Genomic DNA, 14,953 nt, shown 5'->3' with positions numbered 1-14,953 from the left:
AGAGGGTGTTGCGGTCACAGCGGGGGCAGTACTCGCCGACCGGGGTCTCCGCCGGGGCTCCGGCGTCCCCGGACTTCGCCGACGGGACGTCACCGGCGCCCTCGGCGGGCCGTGGACGGGGCGGCGGGCTCGGGAGGCGGTACGCAGCCGCCCTCCGACTCCCACTCCTCGACCGGGTCACCGGCCGTGGTCACCATGTCGGACAGGCCCTCAGACGCGGACCGGGGGGCGATCACCTCGACGTCGGCGCTCCAGTGGGCCGGGGCCACGAAGGCGCGTGGGTAACTGCGGCCGTGGAGAAGCGGCAGGCACACCGCCTCGTCGCGCCGGGCCCGGCGGCCGCCGACCGTGGCAACCACCACCGCCGAGGTCTGGCCCCGGTGGCCGTTCCAGTCCCCGGACCGCACGCGGTTCGCCCAGACCTGGCCGGTGTACCGGGTCCTGCCCACGGACCACGCCAGCATCACACCCGGGGCGTATCCGGCCGGAGCGAACTCCCTGAACTCCAGCGGCTCGCCCTGCCACATGTCCACCGAGCGCTCGCTCCACTGCGGTGTACCGGCACCGCGCTTGTCGACTTCACCGGCCAGCTCCCTCGCCAGGGCCACGAAACCGTCCCGCGCCCCCTGGTGCGTGTGGTCGGGCACGGTCGGCAGCGTGTACGCCAGGCGGCCGTCCACCGACTCGATCCGCAGCCGGGTACCGCTCCCGGTCACGTACGCGCGCCCCGCGGCCGTCGCGCCGATCAGCCGGCGCGCGTTGTCCGGGGTACCCTCCGGCGCCGTCTCGGTCGTCTGCACCGGGCCCTGGTGCGGGGTGTTGAGGACCGGGCCCTCCGGGGCGCGCCGGTCCCGTCCCTCGGCACGGTGGGTCGTCACGGCCTGAATCGTCACAGGGGCACCTCGCGGTCAACTCGTAGCGTTCCGGCGGCGGGACCGGGTGAGGGACGGGCAGTGTGCGTGCGGCCCGTGCCGACGGGGGCCGGGGCGGCGTGCAGCACCTGCGGCGGCGAGGCGAAACGTGCCGAGCTCCGCCCGGTCCGGGGCGGCGAACACCACGGAACGCGAGCGACCCGGCGGCCGGGCCGACCCTAACGAGGCGGGGTGCTGTCCCAGCATGCGGGGCGTTCTCAGCGCTCCGTTACCCGTGCTGTTGGAGCAGCCGGTCGTCAACCTTGACGGCGTACCGGGCGGCGGTGAGCGCTTTGTGGGCCCGGAGGCAGGTGCGCGAGATCTCGGTCGGGTCCTGGTCCTCGGGCAACTCGTGCCAGACGTAGATCGCCGCACCGTGCCGCGCGAAGCCGAGAGTGTCGAGCAGGCTGAGAAGGATCTCCGGGGCGCCGGTACGGGACTCGGCGACTACCAGGGCGTCGGGGGCGCGCCGGTGGATCAGAACGTCGAGCTGGTGTTCGTCAGCCTGATTACTCATAGCGTCCTTACTCATCGGTGGATGCTGGCTACGGGAGCAGGCCGGGGCCTATGCGAACGGCGTACCCGGCGGCGGCCCGCACCATCGTCCGCTCGGGGACGTCGTCCGGCTTCGGCGCCGAGCGGGCAGTTCCTGGCCGACGAGGCCCATGGGCTCTTCTCCGGGTCGGCGGCGGAGCGGGGTCACGCGGAGGCATTGCCCACGAACAGCCAGCTGCCGTCATCCACCGGGATCGCACCGGCAGGCCCCCACTTGCTCCGGATGCGCTCGTCGTCGGCGTTCAGCAGGTACACGGCGTACTCCTCGGCGGCGGCCGGGGACATGGGGCTGTCCGCGACCAGAACGAAGGCGTCCTTCTCGGCGATCGTCCCGGTGTACCCGCCGTGACCGTACTCCCAGGCCGCTTCCCCGCGGGCGTTGAAGAACGCCTTCTCGGCGTCCTCGCCCGAGCCGGTGGTGATGAAGTCGTAGGCACCCATGAGGCAGGGCTCCTTCCCGGCGCAGTGCCGTGGTATGGCCACCCAGAAGGGGTGGTGAGACACGTCCCGCCCCAGCCGCACTGGACGCGGGCGGTTGGGGAAGACCCGGCACCACACATGACGGAAGCCAGCGGGGGTGGGGGGTGGGAAACAAGTCGGCATGCGGCGCGGGGAAACCGCACGGGCCGCATGTCCCGCCCGGCGGGCCAGGAACCGCAGACGGGGTGAGGCGTGAGGTCAGTGCTCCTACGGAGACTCGAACCCCGATCTCCGGATCCGCAGTCCGGTGTCCTACCCATGAACGACAAGAGACCGTGCTGAGACGTACCGAGTACCCCCGGCGGGAGCCGAAACCGCGAACACCTCACTGGGAACCGGAGGGGCCGCCACCGCTCAACAGGGGCCTGGTTTCCCGCCACCGGCCGGAGACCAGATCAGGTAGGGCCCGCGAAGGGCTTGCCCGTCACCTTCCCCGACCGGGGCGGGGCCGCCATCGGCTCCTCCCCAGGAACCTACAGCGGCGCGTGCCAGCGGACCGGATCCGCCGGGGAAGCATCACCTCCCCGCTGACACATCGTGAACTCTGCGAGTACTGCTCCCGCTCCTCCCCCGCTTCACGGGGGTGTGCTGCTGACACCACGAGTCCCAGAGGGCGCGCTTTCCCTCCTTCAACCCGACCGGGGATCAACCGGGCAGGGTCCGTTCAGGTGCCGGTACACGCCCTCACGGGGTCGCCCCTGAGGGGGCGCATACCGGCACTTCGCGGTCCGGGGGGAGTCGAACCCCTGGCCTTCCCCCTTCACGGGGGACGCTCTGCCGAGCTGAGCTACGGACCTGCCAGACGGAAACGAATCGGCCGCTCCTCACCGCCTGGCATCGGAAGGGTCGATCGCCCCTTCCAACACCCAAAGAGTACCCCACAGTCACCCCTTATGTCAAATCTTAGGTGACGTCATACAGGCACGGCACCACTGAGCCCCGACCGCATCACGGACGGGGCTCAGCCCGATCCGAAGGAACGGCGGCAGCCGGAACACCGGGCTTCACACCTTCCCAGGCGCCGGACCCTGCGGGCCCTCAAACCCGGGCACGGCGTGGCGGGCCGGCGGCACAGACGGGAGAAGGAGACCGAAGGGGTGAAGCATGGTCTCCGGCGCTTCATCCGCGAGCGCAGGGGTGCGCCAGCTCAGGCCAGGTCGGCGAGGAGCGCGGTGGCGTTGTCCACGTAGCGGTGCTCGTCCGGCGGGAGCTGGGTGCGCGCCTTGTTCACTGCGAGGTCCACGAAGCTGCGCACCGTCCGGGCCAACGGCTCGCCGTCCAGCTCGGCGAACAGGTCGTGGCCGGCGTCCACGTGGGGCTCGTACGCGCCGTCGGAGGCGAGAAGAAGACGGCTGCCCCCGGTGACTTCGGCAGTGGCGGCCTCGATCGCGGGGTGGTCAGACCGCTCGCGCACCTCCTCGTCGGTGCGGGAGGAGCCGAGGTAGGAGGTGATGCGGTTGCGGTTGCCGCCACCGTGGGAAGCGGTAGGCGGGTAGACCCGGCGCCGGTTGTGGTCCTGCGTGAGCCCGAGGGCGAGCCGGTCGCGCAGGAGGTAGGCGCGGCAGTCCCCGGCCCAGGCGACGGAGAGGGGCTTGCCGGGGGCGGTGACGGCGACGACCGCTGCGGCCGACGGCATGTAGCTCAGGGTGTAGGGGTCTTGGCGGTCGGGGTCGGCCGCGTACGCGGCGTACACTGCGCGGAGCCCGGCCTCCGCGTCACCGCGCCGGGCAGCAGCCCGGGCAAGGCGGACGGCCGCCCGGCGCGTCCAGTCGCGCACCGCACTGCTGGAGCCGATCCCGTCGAGCAGGACATAGGCGCGGGCACCGCTGGGGGCGGTGTGTACGGCGGTCGCGTCGCACTGAGCGGTTCTGCCGCCGATGTTCTGAGCCGTGGCATAGGTACGGATGAGAGAAGCTCCGTTCGTGGTCCGCGATCAGGGGAGGTCGGGCCCCACCAGGAGTGGGGCGGGTTGAACCGGACTGCTTCACGGGAGTGTGGTTTCCCGCCGTCGGCCGGGGGGATCGGGCAGGGCCCTCGAATGGTTTGCCCGTCACCGGGGAACCGTCACCTTCCCCGGCGGGCCGTAGTGACCGGGAGCGGTGCCACCGTCAGCCGTTCGCGTACCGCGTGGCGTACGACATCTCGCCCGGCTCGTCGACCCACTCCACGACACGGCGCGCATGACCACGCCATGACGGACCGCCGAAGCCAGCCGCACAGGCCGCGCACACGATCCGGCCCGACAGCTCGAATATCTCGGAGGGAGTCACGGACAGGCACCGCGGGCAGCACCCCGGGGACCAGGCCGGAGGATGGCACGGCTCGACAGCCCAGGCTGTGATGATGATATGGCCGCAGTACGCGCACTCGACGCCGTACAGCGCGTTCCGGTCACAGCGGGGGCAGTGCTCACCGGCCGGAACCCCGGCCGGTGTAAGGACGGTCGTCACAGGGAGTTCCTTCCGAAGAGACCCCGGCCCTAAGGGCCGGTGACGGTAAGACGGGCGGGATCAGCTGTCCCCGCGGCGCCGCAGGAGACTCACCATGGCGCCTGGCGGCGCGCGTGACCGCCCGGTCGCACGAGGGGCCCAGCGGACCTGCTGCCGCAGCCGGGCGTGCGGCAGCGGCGGATTATCAGCACCCAGGGCCGACGCGGGTTGGTCCGGGTTGGTCCCGCCCGGCCCTGCCGGAAATGTAAACTCCCGCTCGGCACACGCAATTTACCCCTGCCACATCCATTATGTCAAAGCTTATGCGTCAACACTCTGTGGGCGTCGCGCTATGGGCGCAGCAGGACCCCGGCTGCGCGAAGCGGCAGCGGAGCCGGCCGCCCCGCCCCGAACCGGCCACCCGCCCCCGGCGTAGCAGACAGCCCGCACAACGTCCGCCCCGTGGCCGGACGGCTCCCGGAGACGGCCCGGCGCCGGTCCAGGGCGGGGCGGTCTGCCCGGCCGGCGCCTCCGCCGCGGAGCCCGCGGCCCCTCCCCCGGCGGATTGCCCGACGAGTGGCAAGTGGAGCCACAGGTGGTCAGTAGTCCTGGAGCGGGCCGTAGTGGTGCTGGTGGAGGTCGATGGCTTCGTGGATGTCGGCTTCGGTGAAGCCGCATATCTCGGACGCGAGCTTGCCGTCGGAGAAGTCGATGGAGACCTCCAGCAGGACGGCCAGCAGGTCTTGGAGATCCTGCGATGGCAGCGTAACGGTGTGGCGGGGGCTGCCAGGAAAGAGCTGAGCGGCGACAAGGTGGGCCAAGTGCCGCCAGGCTGAATCAGGCCGGTCGAGGAGGTCGGCGCACAGGTGTCGGAGAATCGCCGTGGGCAGGTTGACGACCGGCGCGGCGAGCATGGCGTTCGGTCGACAGCGGAAACGGGCCACAGGGGCACTCCTCGGGGAAGACGGGCAGGACCAGGACGTCGAGCGAGGATTCGGGGCCGGGTTCATGCCGAGGCGTTGCCCACGAAGAGCCAGCTGCCGTCGTCAACCGGGATCGCCCCGGCGGGCTCCACTTGTCACGGATACGCTCGTCGCCGGTCCGCGTACTCCTCGGCGGCGGCCTGGGGCCTGGGACGGTCCGCAACCAGCATTTCGGACCTGCCAGACAGAAGCGAACCGCCCCTCCCAGCACCCAAAGAGTACCCCACAACGAGCCATTACGTCAACTCTTACGTGTCGTAAGGGTGGTGGTGGGGCCGCCACGAGCCCGACGACGCGACAGGGCCGAGAAAAGAGGAGGACCCCAGGATGCGGAGACGACCACCGGACAGCGGGCACCAGTCCAGAGCGTCACCGGCCGGGACATGTCAGCAGCGGAACGTATCGGCGGTCGTCGCTGACGATAGTGCCGTCGTTGTCCTGGTGGACGAGCCATCCCCGGAAGCGCCGACTGCTGACGATGGTCCGAACGTGGGCGGCGGGAATGCCAGGGTGGACCTGGTGGCCGTCGACGAACACAGCGTGCATGGCGTCGACAACATCCTCAGGGAGTGGGGCGGCTTCCCGGGCATAGCGGTTGGAGTCGTGGCCCAGGTCCCTTACCGAGTCGGCGGCCGCGCGGAGAGTTCGCAGCTTACGGTGGCCGGACACACTCCAGCGAGTAGCGCCCTGCAGGCGGCCGCGGGAGCCCTTGGTGCTGTTCTTGGTCCAGAACATTTCGACGACGTTGCCCGCGATAGCGCGGCCCAGATCGGTTCCGGAGTGGGCGGTAGGGACGGGGATGGAAATGCGGACTGTCTGGCGAGTCAGCGTGTGGTCAGCGGCGGTGTTCACGGTGACGGTCAGTCCGTAGGCGAGCGCCGTGGTGATGATCTTGTCCGCGTTCGATATATCGGTACTGTGGGGTGATTTCACCATAGAGTGCTCCTTTGATTGTGATGATCGGGCATGCTCGCCCTCGGCGCCCCGCCCCCTGGACGACGAGAGCTTCGTAGGCGCGGGTCCCGGCCAGAAGGCCGCCCGCAGCTCCCGGCGGCACTCGCCTTGTTCGCGTGCGCGGACTGGACGGTTGAGATAGTCACCCACCAGTAGACGCTGATGAGGTAGGTGCCTGCTGGAATCGCATCACTGCTCGCAAGGTGGTGCAGCAGGTCGTCCGGGTCCGGCTCGTCGCGAGCGAAGCAAAGGGCCGGTACCCGAGGTCCGGGTTCAGACGGCAGCCAGCCTCGCGTAACTCTTCACCATCGTCCGCGTGCTCGCGTGCTCAGAAAATCGTTGAGGTCGGCGTTCCCGCACGGGGACTGGATCCCCGGACATCCCAGGATCCCGGACATCTATGTTCCCGGCGGGACTCGAAACCGTGCCACCTCGATGAGAGCGAACCGATCCGCCTTTACTCCAAAGGGGCTTGACGTCGGCCGGACACCAGATCAGGTAGGGCCCAGAGGAGAGAGGGGTCTGTCCATCGTGTCCATCGCCCTCCCCGATCGACAGCTCAAGAGTAACCCACAATAGCACATCATGTCAAAACTTAGGTGACATCAAGAGGAGGTGGTGAGCGCGGCACAGCAGAAGACCGGGCCCAAAGGCCCGGGTTAGACCGTCCATCAAGGTCGCCGGCAGTCGGCTACTGCCTCGGACCCCTTCCTCGGCTCCGACCCTGCCAGTGACGTGCGGGCCGGACGCCTCCACGGCGTCAGTCGCGGTCAGCATCGGAACGTGCCCCAGATCGACGTGGTACCACGTCCACTCCACCCGGATGGTGCGCCAGTCAAGACCGACGTCAGGCAGGAGCTTGTTCCCGGTCACCTCGATATGTCTCACCGGGGCGCAGCGTCGCCGCCCTGGAGCTAGCGAGCGCGGAGCCGGAGCGTCTCGCTGTCGGCGGTGAAGTCGGGGCCGCACTCACCACGTCGGACCGCAACGCAGTACGCAGCCAGGGACCCCGTGGGAGCGAATGGGCGACCAGCGATGGCGGATGCCGCAGCCCGGCGAGGTCGAGTACCCCATTGTGGACACCTAAGATTTGACCTGTTGGGCGCCTTGGAGTAAACTAGCTCTTACGAGATGGAGGGAGCACCTCCGCTCCCCGCCACTGAGAGGGTCACTCATGAGCATCACCACCGCCTCGCGCTCCGCCCGCCCGGTCGCCTACCGCGTCCTGCCGGGCCTGCGCATTGCTGCCCTGCTCTTCGCGGTTCCTGCCCTGTTCAGCGGTGCCGCCCCGCTCCTGGCTCTCGCCTTCGTCACCATCGCCGGGCTGGGCACGTGGATGCTCGCCCTGGCCCTCGGCAAGGGCGGCGCCCGCCCCGGCAGCCTTCGCACGCGGGCTACCCTCGCTCTCGTCACCGATGGCCTGGCCATGATCGCGGCGGCGGGCTTCTTCATCGGTGTCCTCACCACCGGCAGCATCACCGCCGCCGCGACGACCTACCCCGGCTTCCTTGCCATCAGCATCTTCGGAGTCCTGAGCTTCCTGCACCACAAGGCCCACAGCATCCGACGTACCCGCCGTCGCTGACCCCGGCAGAACCGTGCCGACCACTGATTGGAGACCCGCGCTGATCTACACCGAAGCCCAGCACCTGTACCCGGGAGCTGCCATCCTGAACGGCCTGGCCCTGGACATCGTCGCCACCGTCACCCGGGACCGCTCCTCCTCAGGGCCGGCAGTCCGCCTCACCTTCGAGCCGGCCCCCCACACCCCCGCCCGTGTCTCCGTGCACGACCCCGAGGACCGGCTGCTGGCCACTGCCGTTCCGAAAGTCGCGTGGAAGATCCGCTACCACCACCCCAGCGGACAGCACCTGCGCGGTACCCCGGCACAGCACTCTTCCTCGCGTCTGTCGGCCGTCTACACGGTCCGCGACTTCTACGCCCACAGTCTGGCCCACCTGGTCGTGGACGAGATCGTCGAGGAGCACTCCGTGATGACGCACACCCCGATCTGTCTGGATGACCTGCCCGGCCCGAGCGAACCCACCCCTGCCCCGCCCAGCGAGCATGGCCACCGCAGTTACACCCTGCACCGCATCGGGCCCACGGTACTTTCCACCGGTGACGCCGTCCGCTCCCGCCTCGAACAGATCCAGGACATCCATGTCCGCGAGCACGGGCCCGTCCATGAGGACCGCGGCGTCCGCGTCCTCCAGCCCGCGAAAGGCGACTTCAGCGACTGCGGGCGCTGCGTGACCGGCCCGTACGACGGCACGGTCCTGGAAGTCACCGTCGAGCGGACCTACTACCGGGTGACCCTGGACGACCTTCCGGAGGACTGGGACTACGAACTCGGCCCCGAGATGGCCCACGCCCGGCACCAGACGATGAGCACCTCCCGGCTGCCGCTGGCGCACCGCCTCGCCTGACCCCGGCCCACCCTGCGGCACCGCCCCACCGACGCAGGCGGCGCCGCGCCCGTCGGCCAGCTCATCTGCACCGCCAGCTGTTCCACTGGCCTCCCTCGGCGTTCCTGCACCACATCGACGACGGCTACGCATGGGGCTTCTGGCGGTGGTCCATGTACGAGCGGGGACCTGCTGGAACTGCCTCGCAGGCGACTGCGCCAAGTGCTTGCACCGGCAGAAGGGCCGCCTCGGCACCTGCGCCAACACCGGGACGGTCCACGGGCACCGCGGCCGGCACGTTGCCGAACTCATCCTGCGCCCAGGCGGCGAACCCTGCGTGTGGTGGTGCCGCTGTACGTGCCCGAAGGACTCGGAGGACGGCAAGGCTCCCACTCATCTGGGCGGTCCCGCCGCAGTCCCACCCCCGGACCGCACCCGCCCCGTCGGCACTCGGCGCAGCCGCGGTCGCGGCCAGCACCCCCTCCCCGGCTTGTAAGTCCAGACAGCACTCCGGCCGGCGCCGACCGTCAGTGAGAAGGCCCCTGCGACACACCCGCCATGGTGAACCGTGGCGGGTGTTTTTGCAGGTCAGGGGTGCAACGCAGAGCGTGCGTTGCACAGCTGATGCACTGCGCGTTGCAGCCTCTCGTTGACCTGTGCAGCGCTCGTGGAGCGATTCGTTGGTGGCGGACCCAATCGCCCGAGACGGGCAGGGGCACGGTGCTCTCCGTGCCGGGAAGAGACGGAGCGCCGACGGTGTTAGTCAGCGCTTCCGAAGATCACGGTGTGAATACGCAGCCAGGTCAGGACCGCAGCGATGGCGGCGAAGAACGCCGAAATCTCCTGGTTGTCGGTCAGCAGATATGTCACGCCGCCGGACAGGGCACCCAGTACCAGGCCGAGCAGGAACAGGGGCACGCGGATCTCCTTCGGTGAACGGGGAGCGATGACGTGCTCCTTCTGATCGGGGAATGCCGCTGGGGACTGCGCGAGGCTCACCTCGTTCTCATCGAGATGGAGCGGGTTCCCGCTGCTCTCCCCGGCCGACATTCAAATATTACCCTATAATCGCGCATGATGTCAATTCTTAAGTGCCTTACTAGGGATACTCGCCCTTGCTGGTGCCATTCGGCGCGACCCCAGGGCCCGCCGCCTGCTGCGCGACCGGCACGGACCCCGCTTCCGGCCGGGGCAAGACGATCGGCACGCACGCCGTGATCACGCGCACCAATACGACCCGAAGGGCGCGGCGGCTACGGCCCGGGTTTCCCCGGCTGCACTCGGCCGGAGCCGGGGCAGGCTGCCGGGTGACATGTCCGAGCGGGCGCTACACCTGGCCGCACAGGACGGCGATGGCCCAGGCGGGGCGCGCCGCCTGGACGGAAGTGGGCGGCACCTGGTTACGCAAGGGCATTTACCGGAGGTGAACCCTCGCCATGTCGACACTTAAAATTTGACTTACATAAACGATGGGAGTAAATTAGCTTTATCGGGAGCGGCACTAACCGCCCCGGATCCACCACCTTTTACAGGAGACGCGCCTTGACCGTTCTGATCGCTGAAATCTCCGCTCCGCTCCTTGCCTCCGCGCCCCCGCTGGACGTGATGGAGTACGAACGGATCGTCTGCGGCCAGTGCGACAGGCAGTCCCGCTTCTTCGACGACGGCCACGACGGCCACGACGAGGCCCAGGGCGCCGGGTGGCACGTCCTGGACCGCGACGAGTGCGGCTGCTCGATCCTGTGCCGCGACTGTGCCGACGAGTGGTGCGGCTACCGCGACACCAGCCCCCGCCTGTTCGGCATGCGCATCGTCTGAGGCCCTCGGGCGGCCCCGCCGGGGGCCCGCCCTGCCTGCCTCATCCATCGCCACCGGAGGCAGCCACGAACGCTCAGAACACCCCGTCGCAGATCGCCGCGCTGCCATTGCCGCTGGGGTGGCCGCCTACTGCTTCCACGTGTGGCGGCACGGCGGAGGCGGGGCCCGCGCCGTCGCCTGCGCCGCCTGCGGAGGAACTTCCAGGCAACACGGCGCACTGCCCCGCCTCCACCTGATCCCCGCCTTCCCTCCCCTCCCCGGCGCGCCGGGGACACCACCTGCATGGCCGGCCCCGGCCGTGTGCGATCCCTTCTGGAGGCAACGTGAGTATGAAGCTGCTGAGCGTTAATGACCGCGTCGACAACGGTGTGCGGTTTCTCGACGTACACGGTCCGGACGGCTGGCGGGGACAGATCGACGTCAGCAATCTGGACATCGAATCGGGCGCGACGTGCGTAGTGGGCCAGTTGTTCAGCGACTGGGAACTGGGTCACGCCGAACTGGAGCTGCGCGAATGCAGCGACGACGCCGTCTTCCTCGGGTTCTTGCCCGCGAAGGAGGACGACGGCGAAGCGCTCACGGCGTCCTGGCGTTCAGTGCTGCTTGGTACCCGCCCCCTTGGCACTCCGCCGCGCGTGCGGTCGGAGTCCGATGTGCTGCCCTGGCAGTGCGGATGGCAGTCCGCCTACGGCATGCCGTGGGACGAGTACTGCAGCGCTCCCCGGGGCGAGGGGGACGAATACTGCCCCGAGCACGAAAGGAACTTCGCCGAGAGCTACCCGCACCTGGCCCGCGCCTGACGGACGCCGGGCTGGTGAGGAGCGGGTGCCCGCTCCCCACCAGCCCGCACGACAACGGGAGCACCGTTTGCCCATCTTCCTCAACGCACCCACCTACGGCCCGAGAGGTCCCCACGGCCAGGGGTGGAACCGGCTTTCCCTCAACGCGCATTTCGGCGTACGCCATCAGCGCGGGCTGCTGACCATCTCCTACGTCGCCCTGTTCGACTCTATGACCGGCCGCCAGTCATGGGGCGGAGTCCGGGCCGTTGAGTACGAACAGAAGAAGCAGACCGCCTTCGAAGACTGCGGGGTCTGCGAGGAGCGGGCCGCCGAGGTCCAGGACCAGCTGCCCTCGGCGTACTTCCCCGGCCGCTGAGAATCTGCGGGTTTGGACCACGTCGTGTCTGCCAGGCTCGCGGACACCACTCACCATCCGTGCCGCCACCCGGCCGCCACCAGCAGAGGAGCAATCTGTGGCACGCAATATCGGTATGGGCCTGAGCACCCCGCTGTATCGCACCGTCGTCGTGGCGACCTACACCGACGAGGCCGTGCTCGCCGATGAGATGCGGCGCTACCGGCGCACCAACAACACGATGGCCCGCGACGGGTTGACGCTCACCTGGTACGAGGGCCCGTACAACCTCCCGGGCAAGGCCCAGAGCCGCATGACGATCTGGACCGGCGTCTACGCCGCGAAGAGCGCAGCCAGCTTGGAGTGCCACGTCGAGATGCGCCAGCCCCAGTGGCAGCGTCTGCCCGGCCGGACCGCTCCGCGGTCCCGTTCCCGCTGACATCACCGGCTCCGCTGCGCCTCGACTCCACCCGACCGAGAGGAAGAACTTCATGCATATCGAGACCACCGGCCACGCCATTGCGGCCGCGCGCGACTTCGGCACAACAACCGGTCCCCTCTCCGAGCTCGCCGGCGGAGAGGCCCCGGCCTGCTTCGGGCGCCTCGGTCTCGAAGTGGGCCGCCTTCTCAGCGAGAGCCGGGGCACCGAAGCCGCTCTGCATGAGCCGGACGGCCCCGACGACGAGGTTCTGTTCGAACGCGGCAAGACGGAGATGGCTGAGATCACTCTCGCCCTCGTCGGCCTCAACGCCTGGGTGGACGAGCAGCGGTGCGTGGTCTCGATGTGCGAGTGCCGGGCCGACCGGTTCCTCCGCCGCCTGCTGCGCGAACGGCACATCCCCGAGGAGCCCGGTTTCTCGCGGCAGCTGGGACGGCCCGTCGCGGTAATGGCCGGCTACGCCTTCGATACCGACCGGGTGCTCGTGCACCACCGCAACCGCATCACGCACCATGTCCGGGAGCATGGCGGCTGGATGGCGCTGCTGAGAACGCCCGGCGGCGAGTCGGTGGTTTACCAGTCGCCGGACTACCCGGCCACGGTGCTCGACCTCTACTACGACGACACCGGTGCGTGCGTCGACGCTGTAGCTGCGGCACTGGGCCGGTAGGCGCGGCTTCGGGCCCTGTCCGCTCCAGGCCCCGATCCGGGATGCCGGTACAGCCGGTTTTACAAGGCGCACACTTAGGAGTGAATTAGGATTGTCATGGGTGGTGCCCGCCCGCACTGCTCCACCCATGCCTTTGGAGAGCCACGTGACGAGTACCGACGCCCTGCAGAAGGCGTTCGCTGACCTTCCCGACCAGATCACGCGGACGGAGATCGCCGCTGCTGCCGGCCTCACCGAGACCGGCGTGCAGAACTGGTTCGACGCCTACCCCGACTTCCCTCCGGTGGTGGGCAAGGGCGGACGGTTTCACCTCCGCGACCGCGATCTCGTCCTCGCTTGGCTCCTCGGGCACCCGGAGCTCCTCGACAGCCATCGGCGCGGACCGAAGGACCTGACGGAGCGTGCCCGCTCGGCCCGGCCGTCCAACCCGGTTGACGAGTTCCTGACGGTCAAGGAGACGGCGCAGGCACTCGGCGTCAGCCGCGAGGCTGTCCAGTACTACATCGCCTCCTCCGCGCCGGGGACCACCAGCGACCCGTTCCCGCCCGCCATCCGGCAGGGCAGAGCCTCCCTGCGCTCCTGGCCCGCCGTCCGCTCGTGGGTCCTGCGCCGGGCCGACCCGCTGCCCGGGGGGAACGTGTCATGGGAGCAGCTTCGGCCCTGGCTCCTGGCCGTCCACGAGCAGGAGAAGGACGAGCCTGACCAGGGCCACGACGACAAGGGCCTGACCTACGCTCAGCGGGACGTATTGGAGCGGGCTCGCGTCGCGACCGCCAACGGCTACCAGGTGCCTGCCGAGTGGACAGCCGAAGCCCTCGGCCTCGACACTCTCCCTGTCGACGAGCCCGACGCGGCCCCGAAGCGCCTCGCTCTCACGGATCTGGCAAGGGAGCTGGAGACCAGCTCTGGCAGCCTGCGGGGGTACGTGCGGCGCTACCCGCCGGGCGTCCGCGATCCCTTCCCCGCCGCAGACGCCCGCGGCACCCGCAACGTGGAGGACGTCCGCGCATGGTTGCGCAGATCGGGACCCCTGGCCCCATGACGGAAGTCGCTTCCACAACGCGGCGCCCGCCTCCGCACCCTGACGAGGCGTGAGCACCCTCTCGCCAGCACCGCAATCAGCACACCGCCGAAGCCGTCCTTCTCACTCCCCGCCGGGGTCCAGTCTCTGTCCACAGGCCGCGCTCCGCACACTCCCCGCACGGAGTGATTGAAGGAGTGATGGCGTGGCGCCCACGAACAACCCCAGCATGAGCCTGACCAGAACGCAGCGTGCCCTGATCGCGGTGGTCGTGCTCGGGGCGGTCGTCATCGCCGCCATCGGGTTCGCCGGCTCGTACAGCGCGGTGCGCGAGCTTGCCGAGCGCAAGGGATTCGGCGCCTTTTCTGCATACTTCCCCATCGGTATCGATGCTGGCATCGGCGTCCTGCTCTCGATGGACTTGCTCCTCACCTGGCTCCGTATCCCCCTGCCGATGCTGCGTCAGGCGGCATGGCTGCTGACTGCGGCCACGATCGTCTTCAACGCGATGGCCGCCTGGCCCGACCCGATCGCAGTAGGGATGCACGCGACGATTCCCGTCTTGTTCGTTGTCACCGTCGAGGCGGCACGGCACGCGGTGGGCAGGCTCGCAGCAATCACCGCGGACCGGCACATGGACGGGGTCCGTCTCGCCCGGTGGATCCTCGCACCGCTGCCGACCTTCCTGCTGTGGCGCAAGATGCGCCTCTGGGAGATACGCCATTACCCAGAGATCATCAAGGCCGAGCAGGACCGCCTCGTCTACCAGGCCAGGCTTCAGGTGAAGTACGGCCGCCGCTGGCGGCGCCGAGCCCCGCTCGAAGAGCTTCTGCCACTGCGGCTCGCCCGTCTCGGCGTCCCGCTGACTTCCTCCGCAGGACCCCCGCCCGCCAGTCCAGTTCTGGCACCGAGTCCACCGGCACTCGATGCTTCCGCGCCGGCCAGGCCAGCCGGGCGGGAGCAGCAGGATTCCGGGATGGGCAGCCCCGACCGTGACCTAACTGCTGCACCACTCGTTGGAGAGCAGCACGACCCGGAGCAGCACGACCCGGAGCAGCACGACCCGGAGCAGCACGACCCGGAGCAGCACGACCCGGAGCAGCACGACCCGGAGCAGCACGACCCGGAGCAGCACGACCCGGAGCAGC

At 69.4% G+C, this 14,953-nt stretch carries 17 protein-coding genes and 2 tRNA genes; 10 read left to right on the top strand and 9 right to left on the bottom strand.

The features are described from left to right. Positions 1–89: 89 nt before the first annotated feature. The 8 genes from SYYSPA8_RS36915 to SYYSPA8_RS36880 all read right to left on the bottom strand — a co-directional run bounded on the left by SYYSPA8_RS36915 (position 90) and on the right by SYYSPA8_RS36880 (position 6,294). Positions 90–878: a hypothetical protein gene (locus tag SYYSPA8_RS36915; RefSeq protein ID WP_323451856.1), complete on the bottom strand. Its 789-nt coding sequence runs from the start codon at positions 876–878 to the stop codon at positions 90–92. A gap of 262 nt (positions 879–1,140) precedes the next feature. Further along, a complete protein-coding gene (locus SYYSPA8_RS36910; RefSeq protein WP_323451855.1) occupies positions 1,141–1,428 on the bottom strand; it encodes a hypothetical protein in 288 nt (95 codons plus the stop codon). Between the two features lie 182 nt (positions 1,429–1,610). Next, positions 1,611–1,907, bottom strand: coding sequence for a hypothetical protein (locus SYYSPA8_RS36905; protein ID WP_323451854.1), 297 nt, complete (start codon positions 1,905–1,907; stop codon positions 1,611–1,613). Positions 1,908–2,148: 241 nt separating this feature from the next. After that, a tRNA-Arg gene (locus tag SYYSPA8_RS36900) sits at positions 2,149–2,218 on the bottom strand. Positions 2,219–2,668: 450 nt separating this feature from the next. Then, a tRNA-Ser gene (locus SYYSPA8_RS36895) sits at positions 2,669–2,745 on the bottom strand. A 348-nt stretch (positions 2,746–3,093) separates the two neighbouring features. Next, on the bottom strand, positions 3,094–3,723 hold the full coding sequence (locus SYYSPA8_RS36890; RefSeq protein ID WP_323451853.1) for a mucin-2: 630 nt from the start codon (positions 3,721–3,723) through the stop codon (positions 3,094–3,096). Positions 3,724–4,974: 1,251 nt separating this feature from the next. After that, the gene (locus tag SYYSPA8_RS36885; RefSeq protein WP_323451852.1) at positions 4,975–5,196 is read right to left on the bottom strand and encodes a hypothetical protein; all 222 of its coding nucleotides are present in this window, start codon (positions 5,194–5,196) and stop codon (positions 4,975–4,977) included. 531 nt (positions 5,197–5,727) lie between these two features. Then, positions 5,728–6,294, bottom strand: coding sequence for a hypothetical protein (locus SYYSPA8_RS36880; protein WP_323451851.1), 567 nt, complete (start codon positions 6,292–6,294; stop codon positions 5,728–5,730). A gap of 1,192 nt (positions 6,295–7,486) precedes the next feature. Here SYYSPA8_RS36880 and SYYSPA8_RS36875 point away from each other — a divergent pair. The 3 genes from SYYSPA8_RS36875 to SYYSPA8_RS38455 all read left to right on the top strand — a co-directional run bounded on the left by SYYSPA8_RS36875 (position 7,487) and on the right by SYYSPA8_RS38455 (position 9,216). Then, on the top strand, positions 7,487–7,897 hold the full coding sequence (locus SYYSPA8_RS36875) for a hypothetical protein (protein ID WP_323451850.1): 411 nt from the start codon (positions 7,487–7,489) through the stop codon (positions 7,895–7,897). 13 nt (positions 7,898–7,910) lie between these two features. After that, complete coding sequence (locus SYYSPA8_RS36870) at positions 7,911–8,741, top strand: hypothetical protein (protein ID WP_323451849.1); 831 nt, start codon at positions 7,911–7,913, stop codon at positions 8,739–8,741. A gap of 130 nt (positions 8,742–8,871) precedes the next feature. Further along, the gene (locus SYYSPA8_RS38455) at positions 8,872–9,216 is read left to right on the top strand and encodes a DUF6248 family natural product biosynthesis protein (protein WP_407706170.1); all 345 of its coding nucleotides are present in this window, start codon (positions 8,872–8,874) and stop codon (positions 9,214–9,216) included. A gap of 263 nt (positions 9,217–9,479) precedes the next feature. Here the strand turns inward: SYYSPA8_RS38455 and SYYSPA8_RS36865 are convergent, their stop codons facing one another. Beyond that, positions 9,480–9,719: a hypothetical protein gene (locus tag SYYSPA8_RS36865; protein WP_323451848.1), complete on the bottom strand. Its 240-nt coding sequence runs from the start codon at positions 9,717–9,719 to the stop codon at positions 9,480–9,482. 543 nt (positions 9,720–10,262) lie between these two features. Here SYYSPA8_RS36865 and SYYSPA8_RS36860 point away from each other — a divergent pair. The 7 genes from SYYSPA8_RS36860 to SYYSPA8_RS36830 form a co-directional block, all read left to right on the top strand. Continuing rightward, complete coding sequence (locus SYYSPA8_RS36860; protein WP_323451847.1) at positions 10,263–10,538, top strand: hypothetical protein; 276 nt, start codon at positions 10,263–10,265, stop codon at positions 10,536–10,538. 329 nt (positions 10,539–10,867) lie between these two features. Further along, positions 10,868–11,338, top strand: coding sequence for a hypothetical protein (locus tag SYYSPA8_RS36855; protein WP_323451846.1), 471 nt, complete (start codon positions 10,868–10,870; stop codon positions 11,336–11,338). A 67-nt stretch (positions 11,339–11,405) separates the two neighbouring features. Next, positions 11,406–11,696, top strand: coding sequence for a hypothetical protein (locus tag SYYSPA8_RS36850; RefSeq protein WP_323451845.1), 291 nt, complete (start codon positions 11,406–11,408; stop codon positions 11,694–11,696). Between the two features lie 97 nt (positions 11,697–11,793). Continuing rightward, a complete protein-coding gene (locus SYYSPA8_RS36845; RefSeq protein ID WP_323451844.1) occupies positions 11,794–12,114 on the top strand; it encodes a hypothetical protein in 321 nt (106 codons plus the stop codon). A 52-nt stretch (positions 12,115–12,166) separates the two neighbouring features. Next, positions 12,167–12,784 carry a hypothetical protein gene (locus tag SYYSPA8_RS36840; RefSeq protein WP_323451843.1) on the top strand — a complete coding sequence of 206 codons (618 nt, stop codon included), beginning with the start codon at positions 12,167–12,169 and terminating at the stop codon, positions 12,782–12,784. A 145-nt stretch (positions 12,785–12,929) separates the two neighbouring features. Then, positions 12,930–13,826 carry a homeobox domain-containing protein gene (locus SYYSPA8_RS36835; RefSeq protein WP_323451842.1) on the top strand — a complete coding sequence of 299 codons (897 nt, stop codon included), beginning with the start codon at positions 12,930–12,932 and terminating at the stop codon, positions 13,824–13,826. 208 nt (positions 13,827–14,034) lie between these two features. Further along, on the top strand, positions 14,035–14,953 hold a 919-nt coding region (locus tag SYYSPA8_RS36830; RefSeq protein WP_323451857.1), incomplete at its 3' end, for a DUF2637 domain-containing protein.

This window comes from Streptomyces yaizuensis, from assembly GCF_034961445.1.
Taxonomy (GTDB): Bacteria; Actinomycetota; Actinomycetes; order Streptomycetales; family Streptomycetaceae; genus Streptomyces; species Streptomyces yaizuensis.
The sequence above is the reverse complement of the archived record's forward strand: the minus strand, read 5'-3'. Positions and strand labels throughout refer to the sequence as shown.